The sequence below is a fragment of the Hyphomicrobium sp. genome (assembly GCF_036262015.1).
Classification (GTDB): domain Bacteria; phylum Pseudomonadota; class Alphaproteobacteria; order Rhizobiales; family Hyphomicrobiaceae; genus Hyphomicrobium_C.
Map to the genome: position 1 here is coordinate 141,033 of NZ_DATAJR010000011.1, position 14,866 is coordinate 155,898.

9 protein-coding genes, 2 tRNA genes and 1 pseudogene are annotated in these 14,866 nt (G+C 61.7%); 5 read left to right on the forward strand and 7 right to left on the reverse strand.

The features are described 5' to 3' along the window. The first annotated feature begins 419 nt into the window (after window positions 1-419). Complete coding sequence (locus VHO05_RS20045) at window positions 420-1,025, forward strand: DUF2939 domain-containing protein (RefSeq protein ID WP_329648406.1); 606 nt, start codon at window positions 420-422, stop codon at window positions 1,023-1,025. Window positions 1,026-1,029: 4 nt separating this feature from the next. Here the strand turns inward: VHO05_RS20045 and VHO05_RS20050 are convergent, their stop codons facing one another. The 6 genes from VHO05_RS20050 to VHO05_RS20075 form a co-directional block, all read right to left on the reverse strand. Next, a complete protein-coding gene (locus VHO05_RS20050) occupies window positions 1,030-3,870 on the reverse strand; it encodes a valine--tRNA ligase (RefSeq protein WP_329648407.1) in 2,841 nt (946 codons plus the stop codon). 208 nt (window positions 3,871-4,078) lie between these two features. Beyond that, window positions 4,079-5,443 carry a DUF2497 domain-containing protein gene (locus VHO05_RS20055; protein WP_329648408.1) on the reverse strand — a complete coding sequence of 455 codons (1,365 nt, stop codon included), beginning with the start codon at window positions 5,441-5,443 and terminating at the stop codon, window positions 4,079-4,081. A gap of 265 nt (window positions 5,444-5,708) precedes the next feature. After that, on the reverse strand, window positions 5,709-6,683 hold the full coding sequence (locus tag VHO05_RS20060; RefSeq protein ID WP_329648409.1) for a DUF2497 domain-containing protein: 975 nt from the start codon (window positions 6,681-6,683) through the stop codon (window positions 5,709-5,711). A 323-nt stretch (window positions 6,684-7,006) separates the two neighbouring features. Continuing rightward, window positions 7,007-8,377 carry a TolC family outer membrane protein gene (locus VHO05_RS20065; RefSeq protein WP_329648410.1) on the reverse strand — a complete coding sequence of 457 codons (1,371 nt, stop codon included), beginning with the start codon at window positions 8,375-8,377 and terminating at the stop codon, window positions 7,007-7,009. Window positions 8,378-8,798: 421 nt separating this feature from the next. Further along, complete coding sequence (locus VHO05_RS20070; protein ID WP_329648411.1) at window positions 8,799-9,464, reverse strand: protein-L-isoaspartate O-methyltransferase; 666 nt, start codon at window positions 9,462-9,464, stop codon at window positions 8,799-8,801. A 119-nt stretch (window positions 9,465-9,583) separates the two neighbouring features. Beyond that, complete coding sequence (locus VHO05_RS20075; protein WP_329648412.1) at window positions 9,584-9,985, reverse strand: YkvA family protein; 402 nt, start codon at window positions 9,983-9,985, stop codon at window positions 9,584-9,586. A 180-nt stretch (window positions 9,986-10,165) separates the two neighbouring features. Between VHO05_RS20075 and VHO05_RS20080 the strand changes: the two genes are divergently transcribed. Further along, window positions 10,166-10,239: transfer RNA gene (locus VHO05_RS20080), tRNA-Cys, on the forward strand. A gap of 124 nt (window positions 10,240-10,363) precedes the next feature. Here VHO05_RS20080 and VHO05_RS20085 read toward each other — a convergent pair. Then, window positions 10,364-12,340, reverse strand: a complete 1,977-nt coding sequence (locus VHO05_RS20085) for an MDR family MFS transporter (protein WP_329648413.1) — start codon at window positions 12,338-12,340, stop codon at window positions 10,364-10,366. A 199-nt stretch (window positions 12,341-12,539) separates the two neighbouring features. Here VHO05_RS20085 and VHO05_RS20090 point away from each other — a divergent pair, with 199 nt between their 5' ends. The 3 genes and pseudogenes from VHO05_RS20090 (at window position 12,540) to VHO05_RS20100 (ending at window position 14,700) form a co-directional block, all read left to right on the forward strand. After that, window positions 12,540-12,854 carry a DUF485 domain-containing protein gene (locus tag VHO05_RS20090; RefSeq protein WP_329648414.1) on the forward strand — a complete coding sequence of 105 codons (315 nt, stop codon included), beginning with the start codon at window positions 12,540-12,542 and terminating at the stop codon, window positions 12,852-12,854. A gap of 14 nt (window positions 12,855-12,868) precedes the next feature. Further along, window positions 12,869-14,452 (forward strand): annotated as a pseudogene (locus VHO05_RS20095) (cation acetate symporter); the annotation flags it as partial. Between the two features lie 173 nt (window positions 14,453-14,625). Further along, window positions 14,626-14,700, forward strand: a tRNA-Asn gene (locus VHO05_RS20100). Window positions 14,701-14,866: the final 166 nt, after the last annotated feature.

Below are 14,866 nucleotides of genomic sequence, written 5' to 3' on the forward strand. Positions count from 1 at the left end.
AAGCCCCCGCAGCTCCCGTTCTCTCCGATCTTTCGTTGCGCTTATTTGTGGCCCAAACGAGGCACGTACGCCTGGATTCCGTTGCGCTCAGGCAACATACCCCATTTGCAGAGCCCAAATTCAGAGCTATCCCTCAGACGTTGCTTTGCGATCACAGTTAACGCCGCACCAATTGGGCGGCAGTCTGGATCTAGCATCTGATCCCGGCCGATGATGGGCCCCAGTGGGGCCGTTCGAGGACCGATTGTGGGACGCCGGTCAATTATTTGGCGAGCCTGCGGCAATCTTTGAAGGGGTCAGCCTGGACTGCCATGTTCTGACGCCGTTCGGCGAAGGCGGCGGCGAGCCAGCCCGAACAGCGCCCTATTGTTGAGGCTTCATCGTCTCGACGCCGGGCTCGGAGGGCCCAAGCACAAACGATGAAGAAATTTCTGATCGCCGCCTCGGCCGCAGTTGTCTTGGCAGCTGCCTACATTGCATCGCCCTTCCTGACGGCTTGGACGATCCGCGAGGCGATCCGGACCGGGAACTCCGACTATCTTGCCGCCAAGCTCGAATGGGAGACTGTACGCGTGTCCCTACGGGACTCATTGACTGAGTACGCCATCGGTCCAACGCCTGTTGCCGCTCCAGGAATTCAGGCGAAGCAACCCGGCTTCTGGCAGCGCATCAAAAACGGGTTGAGCAAGCGCGCAGTAGACAACATCGTCGACGCCTACGTGACACCGGAAGGCCTGCCGCAACTCTTCAACATGCGCCAGCTCTACCGCGAGAACATCTCGAACAACACCGCTGCTCTCGACGCGCTTCCCTGGCACGAACGCGCAAGGAATTTCTGGACGCGCATCAAGCGCGCGGAATTTCACTCCACGTCTGAATTCGAGATCGAGATGGCGGACCGGAATGACCCAACCCGCCACTATATCGGCCTTCTGAAACTCAGGGGGCTGCAATGGAAGCTTGTCGAATTGCGCCTGAAGACGGTTCGCCAAGCAGCCCTTCCTCTCGCGACCGACCCGGCGTAACCGCTTAAGCCTCGATCCGTTTCAGCGCTGCCGTAAGGCGGACGATGCGATCGCTCGCTTCCGTGACCCGCTCGCGGTTGAGCTCCACAACATGCTCCGGCGACTTGGCGACGTTTGCCTCATTCGATAGCCAAGTCGCAGCCTTGTTGCGGTCGCCCTCGGCTTTTTCGATCTCCTTCTGGAGACGGTTGCGCTCGGCACTCATATCGATGACGCCTTCGAGCGGCAGAGCGACAGTGGCTTCCCCGATCACGATCAGAGCTGCACCCTTGGGCTGTACGGCGGCGAACGAAATACCGTCCAGCCGCGCGAGCCGCCGGATGGTTTCATCATGAGCGCGCGCACGCGCCACCGTTGCGTCGCTCGCGCCGGAGATGACCAGCGGGATCTTTGCACCCGCAGGGATGTTCATCTCGGTGCGCACAGAACGCACCTCCGAGACGAGGTTTACCACCCAACCGATTTCCTCGTCGGCGTCGGCGCTGGCAAGGCCGCTGAGCTTGGGCCATTCGGAGAGGCAAAGCAGCGACTGACGCCGCTCGCCGTGCTCGACCATGTGCGCCCATAGTTCTTCCGTGATGAACGGCATGAACGGATGCAGCAGCTTGAGGCACTGGTCGAGCACCCAAGCGGTGCAAGCCCGCGTCTCGACCTTCGCCTGCTCGTCGTCGCCCGCGAGGATCGGCTTGATCAACTCGAGATACCAGTCGCAGTAGACGCCCCAAACGAATTCGTAGATCGCACCGGCCGCTTCGTTGAACTTGTAGGCCTCCAAGCCCGCCGTCACGGCATTTGCGGCGCGCTCGGTCTCACCGACGATCCAGCGGTTCAGCGTGTGCTTGACCTTGTGCGGATCGAATTCGAACTGACGCACGCACTCGTTCATTTCGCCGAAGCGAGCCGCGTTCCAGAGCTTGGTCGCGAAGTTGCGGTACCCCTCGACGCGCGCCGGAGCGAGCTTGATGTCGCGGCCCTGCGCCGCCATCGCCGCTAGCGTGAAGCGCAACGCATCCGCGCCATACTTGTCGATAAGCGCCAGGGGATCGATGACGTTCCCCTTCGACTTCGACATCTTCTGCCCCTTCTCGTCGCGGACGAGGGCATGAATGTAGACGTCGCCGAACGGCACCTCGTCCATGAATTCGAGGCCCATCATCATCATCCGGGCAACCCAGAAGAAAATGATATCGAAACCGGTGACGAGCACGCTCGTCGGATAGTAGCGCTTGAGCTCCGTCGTCTCATCCGGCCAGCCCATGGTCGAGAACGGCCACAGCGCCGACGAAAACCACGTATCGAGCACGTCCTCGTCACGAACAAGCTGGAGGCCCATCGGGCTCGCGAGCAAATCATCGAGATCTGCGCTCGTTTTGAAAACCGCTCCGGGCTTTCCGGCCGTTTCCCTGAATTGCTTTACGGCGAGACGCTTTGCTTCCTCCTCGTTTTCAGCAACGAAGAAAATGCGATCCGCCGGATTTCCGAAGTACCACGCCGGGATCTGATGCCCCCACCAGAGCTGGCGCGAGATGCACCACGGCTGGATGTTGCGCATCCACTCGAAGTAGGTCTTCTCCCAGTTCTTCGGCACGAACTGCGTCTTGCCGTTTTCGACGGCGGCAATGGCGGGCTTCGCCAGCTCGGCTGCGTTCACGTACCACTGATCCGTCAGCCACGGCTCGATGACGTCGTTCGAGCGGTCACCATGCGGAACCGTGTGCGTCGTCGGCTCGATCTTGGCGAGCAGACCCAGCGCTGCAAGATCGGCAACGATTCGCTTTCTCGCTTCGAAACGGTCGAGCCCGCGATAGGCTTCCGGCACGTCGTCGGTGAGACGGCCGAAGGCATCGAGCACGTTGATCTTTTCGAGATCGTGCCGCTTGCCGACTTCGAAGTCGTTGAAGTCGTGCGCAGGCGTGATCTTCACCGCGCCCGTACCCTTCTCCGGATCCGAGTACTCGTCGGCAACGATCGGGATTTCACGTCCGACCAGCGGCAGACGCACCTTTGCGCCAGCCTTGATCAGCGCTTCGTACCGCTCATCCTTGGGATGTACCGCAACGCCCGTATCGCCAAGCATCGTCTCGGGCCGCGTCGTTGCGACGATGATGTACTCCGCGTCATACCCCGGCACCTTCTGCGCCAGCGGATAGCGGAAGTGATACATGTGCCCGGAAGGATCTTTCTTCAGAACCTTCGCCAGCGCGTCACCGTCGAAGGGTTTCTCGGGGTCGCCATCGACCCAGGAGAACGAGCCCTTCTTCTCGACCTGCACGACCTCGAGATCCGAGATCGCGGTCTGGAACTTGGGGTCCCAGTTGACGAGTCGCTTGTCCTTGTAGATGAGGCCCTTGCGGTGCAGGTCGACAAACACCTTGATGACCGCACGCGAGAGCCCCTCGTCCATGGTGAACCGCTCGCGCGACCAATCGCACGATGCCCCGAGACGGCGAAGCTGATTGAAGATTTTCGATCCGCTCTCTTCTTTCCATTCCCAGACGCGGCGCAAGAACTCTTCGCGGCCGAGCTCGCGGCGGCTCGGCTGCTGCCGCTCCATGAGCTGGCGCTCGACGACCATTTGTGTCGCGATACCGGCATGATCCATGCCCGGCTGCCAGAGCACGTCACGCCCACGCATGCGCTCAAACCGCACGAGCACGTCCTGCAGCGTGTTGTTCAGCGCATGCCCCATGTGGAGCGAGCCCGTCACGTTTGGCGGCGGAATGACGATCGAGTAGGGCTTCGCATCCTTGCGCTCAGGGCGCCCGCTCTTGAAGGCGTCCGCCTTGTTCCATTCATCGTTGATGCGCGGCTCGATCTCTGCGGGCTGATAAGTCTTCTCGAGCATGGGTCGCGCGGGCCTTTGCGGAATGGATGGATGCGTTCGGAAAGCGGAAGAGGGTTCTCCAGCTTCAACACTCGGAAAACCAAAAAGGGCGTTGCGGTCCTACGAACCCCCTTGCCGCATGTCAATTGGTCCGGGCGTAGCGGCACGGGCACGGCCCAGTCCTGGAGGGGCGGCGCAAACGCGCCAATACCGTTTCGGCTGGAAAAGCTTAGGAATTCGAACCCGGCTTGGTCGTCTTGGCAACCTCGACGCGCAGCGCCCGCTCGATGATGCGGGGCATGTTCTCGGAGACCCATTGCTGCAGCATGGGCCGCAGCATGTCGGCGACCGCGTCTTCGAGCGTCCGCCCGGTCTGAGGCGCCGTCGCTGGAAACGGCGCACTGGCAGGCACGTCTCTGGCGACAGGCACGGGATCGACGAGGGGCGTCAGAGCAACTGCCGGTTGGCCCGTTGCAGCCGACACGGCGGAAGCAGCCGCCGAGGCCGCAAGGCCCTGCGCCAGCGCATCAAGCGCCTGCGAGGCCACGGTGCTGCTCGGCCCAGGGCCCGCCGCGAAACGCGGCTCAGACCGGCCTATCGGCTGAGAATTCGCAAACGAAGCAGGCTCGAACACCGCATCGGTAACGGAAGCCGTTGGCGCGGAAATGGGCGACGGTTTGGTTTCGAACGTACTGGATGTGAATGGTTTCGACACCTCGCCGATCGCATCGGCCGCAGTCTCTTTGAAGCTTGCGGGCGTGGACAACGACGGCACGGCGTCCGTCTCGATCACGCGTGTCTCGGGGCTCGCCTTGACCGAGGCCTCAGGAGCACGCGGCGCCTGCATCGCGGCAGCGGAAAAAGCGGGCGCTCCGAAGAGCCCGTTGCCCGCGGACTTTACGGCCGCGATTTCCCCTGGAACCACGGATCCAAGCCCAGAGAGACCTCCTAGCGTGTCAAGCGTGTCGGATGCGAAAGCGCTTGATGGCGCTGAAGAAGCGGGTGCTGCGGCCACGCCATTGAATGCGGGCTCACTTGGGATTGGCGGGAGAGTTGGCGTCGACTGCGGAGGAAAGAAGCCCTGCTTTCTCAGCGGTGGAAACCCGAACGTGCGCGGCGGCGCAGGCGTCTCGGACTTGACCTCGCTACTGCCGCCGAATGGAGGTGACGACGTCGCAGACGACGGCGTGAATGGCGGAGGAGGCAGCACGGATGAAGCGTCAGTCAGCTTCTGAGCGTCTACCGTCGCCGGAGACGTGCTCCCGTTCGTCCCTGTCGAGGTGAGTTCGGAAGCAACCCGCATATCCGGCTTCGGTGCAGAGGCCGCGTCGTTCGGTTGCTGCTCATCGAACATGTCGGCGAGATCCTGGTCGAACGAAAGCGGACGCTTCGACCCGAGTGGACTCGTCGGCGGCAGCGCACCGTTCTTCAGGACTCCGCTAAGCCGATCCGCCAGCGCCGGTTTGGGAGCTTCAACCTTGCCCCCAGGAGAAGGCGGAGGCAGCGGCGAACTCGTCTCCACCACGGGAGCCGGCCGCTCAGCCTTCGGATCGTCGGCGATGATCTGGCGGATCGACGCCAGAATCTCTTCCATGCTTGGCTCGCCGGCTTTATCCGGTCTGTTCATAACCTACCTGCCGCCCGATGAGCGCCCACCCCCTGCTGCGAGCCTCTGGCCCGTGCGTCGGCAGTGCGCAACCAGTTTCGCCTCAAGGACAGACCTACCGCGACGCCGAACAGGGTTCAATGCGTCTCGGCCAAGCTATCCGCATTTCGCTTGCGCTTATGCTCACGCGCGCATGCGACGTTTTCGAGGCAAAACCCCGACTGACGGAGCCAAAGTGTATCGCTTCGATGGATTAAGGCTTTTTGGGCCCTTTAACGCTTTCCGCAATTTCTATGTGGAGCGCCTTCTCAACCATGCGGGGCATGTTGTCGGCGAGCCAAGCCCGTAGCATCGGACGCAGCAGATCGGCCGTGGTGTCCTCGATCGTTCCGCTTGCTTCCTGACCAACCGGAGGGACAACCACGAGGGCATTGTGCTCGGCCTGCGGCAGCGGCGGCGGCGGCGGCATGGTGACGACTGTCGGGGATGCCATCGCCGGTTGATCCGCGTTGAACGGAGGCGGCGACGCGAGCGTGGCTTCAACAGGAGAGTGCTCGATCGAAGCCGGTGCAACCGACTCGAAACCCATCGGGGAAGGCGCAGGCGCGACAGCTTCCACCGGAGCGGGCAACGGGGCGGCTGTTGGCACTGCCGCGGCCGGAGCAGACATGCGCAGGAAATGCGTGTCCTTGAATGGCGCCATGACGCGCCTCGTATCGGCACCGGAAGTTGCGGCGGCCGTCACCGGAGGAAATGCCCCTGAGGCGGGCGAAGCAGCGGGGGCCTCATGAGAGAGCGGCGACCCATTGACCGGACGCAACGGCTCGGTCGGGCCAGCTTCGAGGTGGCGAACCGGCTTGAGTGAACTCAGGCCCGAATGTACGGGCTCCGAACTTGCTGCGGAAGCAGCCTGATCGGCGTGAGCGGAATCGCCGTTCACACCATTCCGCGTCTCAGGTTGAGCAGTCGTCGCGCCGCGGATTGCGTCCGTCAGCCGTCCAAGCAGCGGCGTCTGCCGATCCGTCGCCGGCGGCGGCGAGGAACGGAAAATCGCAGGCAGGTCGAAATCGCCGGCATCCTCGAGAAGACCATCACCCTTCAGCATAATCGGTGTACCGCGCAACTCCCCGTTGTGCGGATAGCCCGACGGTTCCTCGGCGATGATCCTACGGATCGACGCCAGGATTTCCTCCATGCTCGGCTGGCCGTTCTTTTCTGTCATGTTCATTACGCCACTCCCTACGCACATCACGACAAGAACTACCGGCACCCCCCCGTGTGATGGGCGCCGTCCCCGACTTGCGACGCCGAAAAAGGCGTCTTGACCTCGCTGCGCACACAGAGAGGCGTTCGTAGAGCTGACGTATGCCAAGAGCCACCCGCGCCCCGGCAGACGCAGCATTCCGCTTTAGCAACAAGTTGTGTGTGGGACTCCCACCGCGCAAAAGTTACGCGCGATAAAGGGCGACGATGTGGCAAAGCCACAGGACAACACAAATCGACGAGCGGTTAGCCTCAGCTAACCCATCGATTGCAGGTCACTCAAGGATTTTATTTTACGGGGGCAGCGCTTTCAGGCGGCGGCGGGAGCTCTTCGCGACGGCCATCCGAATGGGTTATCGAAGTTCCCCAAGGCTTACGCTTCACTTCTTCATAATGAGCTTCAGGATCATAAGCGACGCCGGTGAATCCAAGATTCACAGCATCGAGCCGCCCAACCGCGGCAAGCACCGCGTAACTCGCCACCACGACGTTGCGCCGCGTCGTGACAAGGTTCACCTGCGAATCCAGCAGCTCCAATTCCGCGTTGAGCACGTCAAGCAAAGTGCGTTGACCGACGCGCTCTTCCTCACGAACGCCCGTGAGCGCGGTGGTATTCGCATCAACCTGCGACTTGTCCGATTGAATCTGCGCTCGCGCGGCAAGAAGTTGCGACCACGCCGAGACCACCTGCGATTCAGACTGGCTACGCGCCTGTTCGATCTCCTGCAGACGGCTCACGTGGATATGCTTCTGCTGGCGAACGCGCGCGTAGACTTCACCGCCCTCGTAGATCGGGACGGTCAAACGGCCGGTCACGAGAGCCTGTTCGGCCTCGTTGACGAGCGGAGAAGGCTCGAAGCGGTTTTGATACGAGGCCTCAAGTTGCACCTGCGGAAGCAACTCACCGCGAATTCTGTCGACGCCGAAGCGGGCGGCCTGCTCGAGATACAGCGCTCCCACAACAGCTGGATTTTCATGCGTGCCGACGTTCGTCGCTTCTTCGAGCGAATTCGGCAGCCACCTTTCGTAGCCGACCGGCTCGATGAGGTTCCCCGGCGCATGACCGACCACGCGCTCAAAAACAGCACGGCTCGTCTTGAGATTAGCCTTGGCCAGATCGAGGTTCGAAACAGAGCCCGCGCGGCGGGCCTGCGCTTGCGCGACGTCCGTGCGCGTCACCTCGCCGACCGCGAAGCGGTCCTCGGTGGCCTTCAATTCGCGCGACAGAACATTCACGTTGTTTTCGCGAAGACGGACGATCGCTTGATCGCGTAGCACGTCCATGAAAGCCGTCGCGGCATCGAACAGAACGGACTGCTCGACGCCACGGAGCGTCTCACGCCCCGCGCGGACGTTGGCTTCTTGCTCGTTCACCGCATTGATCGTACGGAAGCCGCTAAATACGGGCTGCACGACATCGACCGAGTACCCAGAGGGCTTGAGTTCCTGCTCGGTCTTGCTTGCGCTCGTCTTCTGGTTTTGAAACTGATAGTTGAGGTCAGCGTTGCCGGTAATAACCGGCCTGAACCCGGAGCGCGCGCGCGTCACTTCTTCGTCGACGGCGCGCAGCCGGGCGCGCTCAGCATCGAGCTGCGGATTGTATTCGTAAGCGGCGGCAAGCGCCTGGTTGAGGGTCTCGGCGCGAACGTCTGTTGGCAAACAAATAATTGCCACCCCGGCCGTCAGTGCGACGGCGAGAGAGACGAACCGCAAACTCGGTTTGAGCTCTAGCAACTTCGGCTCCAAGACTGCTTCAACGCTTTGAACTCGGCTCCGACGCCTGCACGTTCAAACTCAGCACCGCACGGCAACACGGTTTTAACGTCTTAGAGCAGCAGCATGATTCGTAGAAGCAGACAGAACACCCTTTTCCCACATGCCCGAACTGCCGTGGCGCCATTCCCACACAGTCCCAACCTATTCCGGCACCCAGCCGTGAATCCGCGATTGACAATAAGTCCGCCAATCCACTGATTCAAAACCACTATTTGCGCGAACCGTGCACAGAGCCTCAGCCCGCCGCTGGTCAGCCGGGTAAGCTCACAGACAGAAGATGCAAGACAGAGCGCTCGACTTTTTTTCAGAAAGCGAAGGCGCGCGCCTTCGCGAAACCGGGAAGCACATCGGCAGCTGCGTCGAAGATCGCAGTAGCGCCATAGGTCGAGCCATCACGGCGCCAGACGGTCGCCCGCCCCGCTGCTCCGCCTCCCGAAATGGCGACCAGACGGCCTCCGTCCTTAAGTTGATCAAGCAGCTCTGGCGAGACGACCTCGGCCGCCCCCTCGACGATGATGGCATCGTAGGGGCCTTCAGCTGCCCAGCCGCGCGCGAGGTCCCCCTCCACAATCGTCACGTTTCCGACCCCGCTGGCGGAAAGCGCCGTCTTGGCGATGGCAGCGAGCCCTCCATCGCACTCGAGAGCAACCACCTTGCCAGCGAGGCGAGAAAGCACGGCGGACGAATAGCCTGTCGCGGCCCCCACATCGAGCACCGCCGAAGACGCGTCGACCTCGGCAGCCTGGACGATCTTCGCGAATGTGCGTGCGGCAAGCAACGCCCGACGCCCGTCACCCGTCGCAGTGGCAAGCGGGACCGAACCATCCATATAGGCCAACTCACGCACGCGCTGAGGAACGAAGTCTTCACGCGGCAGCTCGAGCATCGCGCGGATGATTCGACGGTCCGTCACGTCGCTGGGGCGCACTTGAGATTCGACCATATTCTTACGTTGAATGGCGTAGTTCACTTCGTCCTCCCGAGGCCACTGCGCGGGCCGAGCGAGAGGCCAGTCGCAGAGTACGAGCCGGAACATACTCAAAGTCGCGAGGTCCGGCCACCTCCCCCGCGCCGCAACGCCGCCAGCTATCACAGCTTTGAGTTCGGCCACAGCACCCAGACCGCGAGCCCGGCCGCCCCCGCCCAGACCAGCAGAATGAGGACCGCCCCAAGCGTGCTACGCGGACGCGCGGCGAGCCGCGAGGCCTCCGCTCGGAGCTCAGCCATGATCTCCGGATCGACCCACCGCACGATCACGCCGACCAGGAGCGGCAAAAGAATAAGTTCATCAAGGAACCCAATCACCGGAATGAAATCGGGAATCAGGTCGATCGGTGACAGAACATACGCCCCCACGAGAAGGGCGAACGCTTTGACGCCCCAGGGAACCCTTGGGTGCCGGGCCGCCAAATACAACGCGATGCCGTCGCGTTTGGCGCGCTGAGCCAGGTCCCTGAGGCGCGTTAATCCCCCGCTTACCGTCTCCCGCATCTGGTAGCCCCAGCAGCCCCCGTTACTCACCGCTCGCACTATGCATATGCTTGTGCTCGCCTTCATCTCTATGATAGATGCGTCCGGCACGCCAAAAACTGGCCGTGCTGGCCGTTTCGATTTCGGCCCCAAGCTCGACAATGGGATTACCTCCCGTCAGTGCGAGCAAAACGACCCAGAGGCCACGTGGCGGAGTGGTGACGCAGCGGACTGCAAATCCGCGTACCCCGGTTCAATTCCGGGCGTGGCCTCCAACAATCCCAACAAAACCGCTTTTGTTCTTGCACCGCCACGGCTGGCCTGCGAAAGCCATCCTCTTCGATAGCGACTGACGCAACTCGCGCGCATGACGCGCAGGCTACCTGGGCCTTGCCGTTCTCAAACCTTGACTGGCGGCGTGCTCGCGAACGACTTGGCCAGTTTCTGCATCATCGCCTTCACGTCGGGATGCTCTTGAGTGTCCCAATCCGCAAGCATTTCCGCCAGATCCTCTTCGCGCCTGCGCAGGAGCTGCTCGTACCCCGCGCGCCCGGCACGGGAAAGCTCGTAGATCCCCGCAGGGCTGCGGGTGGCCATGCCGTCGGCGACCAGTCGGTCGAGGAGGTGCTGACATGGCTCGCGGCGAATGTGCAGGCGGCTTTCGAGATCATCGATGCTGGCTCGTCCATGGTTCTCGCCGATACGCGCGAGCAGCCAGAGCACATCGGGCTCGATGTTCAGCCCGATGCGCTCTGCGGACCGTTGATAAACGCGCCACCTGTTCTCACGCGCCGTGATACGAGTCACGATGCGGGCCAGCTCTTCGAGCGACGTCGCATCGCGCGGCATTTGGAAGGCGTCGCTTAGCGGCTCCGGTGCGATCGTGGCCCGCAAAGGCACCTCGCGGATGGCAAGCGTCAGCAGAAAAGCCAACGAAGCCAGCACCGCAGCAGTGTGGAAGACGGGATGCAGCGCGGTTACGAACTCGGAGAGGTACGCGGAGCGCATCGGCTCGGCGATGTTGGCAATCTCGCCTGGGCTGAGCAGATGCCCGCCTCCAGGAATGGCTTGGCGCAGGTTGTTCTCCAGGACAAAAGCGAAGATGCCCCCGAACAGCGCGGCCCCCACCGATCCGCCGATCGAACGGAACAGCGTCGTCCCTGACGTCGCTACGCCGAGACGCTCGTAAGGCACGGCATTCTGCACGGCCATGACAAGGATCTGCATCACCATACCCAGCCCAAGGCCGAGCAGCAGCAGATAGCCAGAGGCCAGCATTGGCGGCGTGTCGACCTCGAGCGTCGACAACAGAAGCAACGAAACGGTCATCATCGCCGTGCCGAACACCGGAAACATCTTGTAGCGTCCAATCCGGGTGATGATCTGACCGCTCGTAATCGAGCTTGCGAACACGCCCAGCATCATCGGCGTGAGGTGCAGTCCGGCACTTGTCGGATCGAGGCCCTTCACCACTTGTAGGTAGACCGGCAACAGCGTGATGGATCCGAACAGCGCCATGCCGACGATGAAGCCGACGGAGGTGCCGATAACGAACGCGCGGTTGCGGAACAACGACAGCGGGATCAGCGGATCCGGCACTTGCGTCTCGACATAGAGAAACCCAGCAAGCGACAGCACGGCAAGCAAGGTCAAGGCAAAAAGGCTGACCGGCGCTTCCGTGATGAGCGTCGCTCCCAAACTCGTGACGAGAACGATTGCCGTTAAAGCCAATGCGAGCAACCCAGCGCCGACGTAGTCGATCTGCACCGACGACTCCTCGCGCGCGTGTGGCCGGAACGTGCGATTGATGACCACGAGGGCAAGCAGACCGAGCGGCAGGTTGATCAGGAAGATCCACCGCCAGGAAAATTGATCGACAATGAAGCCTCCGAGGAGCGGGCCGAGCACGGTCGAGAGCCCAAACACGCCGCCAAAGAAGCCTTGGTAGCGCCCCCGCTCCCGGGGCGGGACAATATCGCCAACGACGGCAATGGCCGTGACGATCAACCCGCCGCCGCCAAGCCCCTGCAAGAAGCGGAACGCGATCAACTCAGGCAGATTCTGCGCTAGGCCACACAGCAGCGACCCGGCGAGAAAGATGCACACGGCCGACTGAAGCACGACGCGCCGTCCATAGAGGTCGCCAAGCTTGCCGTAGAGGGGCACCACGACCGTGCTCGACAGCAAGTAGGCTGTCACAATCCACGACAGGTGCGAGAGGCCACCGATCTCGCCGACGATGATAGGCAGAGCCGTAGCAACAATCGTCTGATCCAGCGAAGCCAGCAGAAGAACGAGGAGAAGCGCGGAGAAAGTCGCGATCAGCTCCCGGTTGCCCGCTCGGGTACTGGTGTACTCGGAGGATGTGTCCTGCATGGGGAGTGAACGTGCCCGTTGCCGCGTGCCTCAGAGAAATCACAGGAACAAACAATGGACACAAGGCCCACAAGCTGCAATCCCTCGAAAGGCGAACGAAGCGCTTCCACGCGCAGGCCGCAATCGGCTAAGCTTTGCCACAATGACAAGGCCACCGCGAAAAAAAACGGCGTGGCCCTTCCACGGGGGAAATACATCGATGGCAGCCGATGCCGTCGCGCTGATCGACAAGGTCAAACGCGATCCTGAATTTCATGCGCTCCAGAAGCGGCGCGCGCGCTTGGCCTGGACCCTGTCCGCGGCCATGGCCGCCATCTACTTCGGGTTTATCCTACTCGTTGCCTTCGCCCCGGCTTGGCTCGCAACGCCGCTCGGGTCCCACACGACGACAGTTGGCATCCCACTCGGACTGGGCGTTATCCTAAGCGCGTTCGTTCTGACCGGCCTCTATGTGCGCCGCGCGAACACCGAATTCGACGTCACGACCCAACGCATCATCGAGAGGCTGTCGTGAACTTCGCCAATCTGAACGTCGAAGCCGTCGTCATGTTTCTCATTTTCGTGGCGACGACACTCCTCATCACGCGATGGGCGGCAAGCCGCGCGCGCACGGCAGCAGATTTCTATGCGGCCGGCGGCGGCATCACCGGCTTCCAGAACGGCCTGGCCATCGCGGGCGACTACATGTCGGCCGCGTCGTTTCTCGGCATCTCGGGGCTTGTCTTTGCGTCGGGCTTTGACGGTCTCATCTACTCGGTCGGCTGGCTTGTCGGCTGGCCGATCGTGCTCTTCCTGATTGCGGAACGGCTTAGAAACCTGGGCCGCTACACGTTCGCCGACGTTGCTGCGTTTCGCCTTAAGGCAACACCCATCCGGACGATGTCCGCTGTCGGCACGCTCGCGGTCGTCGCCTTCTATCTCATTGCCCAAATGGTCGGCGCCGGAAAGCTGATCGAACTCCTCTTTGGCCTGCCCTACGTCTACGCACTGATCATCGTTGGCGTACTCATGGTCACCTATGTCGCAACGGGCGGCATGGTGGCCACCACTTGGGTCCAGATCATCAAGGCTTGTTTGCTTCTGGGCGGCGCCACGTTCATGGCGCTGATGGTCCTGCTCCACTTCAGCATGTCACCCGACGCGATGTTCAAATCCGCGACCGAGACGCATCCGGACGGCCTCTCGATCCTCGCACCAGGCAAACTCGTAACCGACCCGATCTCTGCGATCTCGCTCGGGCTAGCGCTCATGTTCGGCACGGCGGGATTGCCTCACATCCTGATGCGCTTCTTCACCGTGCGCGACGCCAAAGCCGCGCGCAAATCGGTATTCTATGCCACCGGTTTCATCGGTTACTTCTATATCCTGACATTCATAATCGGCTTCGGCGCAATCACACTGCTGATGAATGATCCTTCCTACTTCAAGGTCGGCGAAGGCGGTGTCTACGACAAGATCAACGGCATGATCGGCGGCACCAACATGGCGGCCGTTCACCTCTCAAAGGCGGTCGGCGGCGATCTCTTCCTCGGCTTCATTTCGGCCGTTGCCTTCGCCACCATCCTTGCCGTCGTCGCAGGCCTGACGCTCGCCGGCGCCTCCGCCGTCAGCCACGACCTCTATGCAAACGTCTTTGCGCGAGGACGCACGTCGGAAACAACCGAAGTGCGCATCTCGAAGGTCAGCGCAGTCGTCATTGGCATCTTCGCCATATGGCTCGGCTACGTGTTCGAGAAGCAGAACGTCGCGTTCATGGTCGGCCTCGCGTTCGCAGTGGCAGCGAGCTGCAATTTCCCGGTCCTGCTCATGAGTATTTTCTGGAGCGGCACCACGACGCGCGGTGCGGTTGTAGGAGGCTTCCTCGGCCTGGCGTCCGCCGTGGGGATGGTGCTGCTGAGCCCTGCCGTATGGGTGAAGACCTTCGGCTTCGAAAAAGCGATCTTTCCCTACGACAGCCCTGCTCTCTTTTCGATGACGCTGGCCTTCCTCGGCATCTACATCGTGTCGAAACTGGATCGCAGCGCATCGGCTGCAGCCGAGCGCGCGGCTTTCGAATCTCAGTTCGTCCGATCGGAGACGGGAATCGGCGCCGGATCCGCGACCGCCCACTGAACCGCAAGCGCGCCTTTCCCTAGCGACACCAATAAGTCGCACCCGCGCAATGCCCGAATTTTCGTGGCGAGGACGCCACCTGTTCGCGATTTGGTGAGATTTTTCGTTTAGCCTCTGGCTCTTGCTGCAACCTTCTGCTATGAGCCCGGCTCTCGGCGCAGGTTACGCCGTATTCCGTGGTAGCTCAGTGGTAGAGCATCCGACTGTTAATCGGACGGTCGTAGGTTCGAATCCTACCCACGGAGCCAATCTCAAGCACCTCTGTCATTGATTTTATTGAAAAAACTTCGCCCGGGATACGCTTAGGTACCCCAAGAGACGCCCCCTTACATGGCTTCGCCGGCGGCTCTTGCGCAATCTTGTTTTTTTGATCCAGACCAGCCGCAATAACGGCTACAGCCGATCATAAGGTTC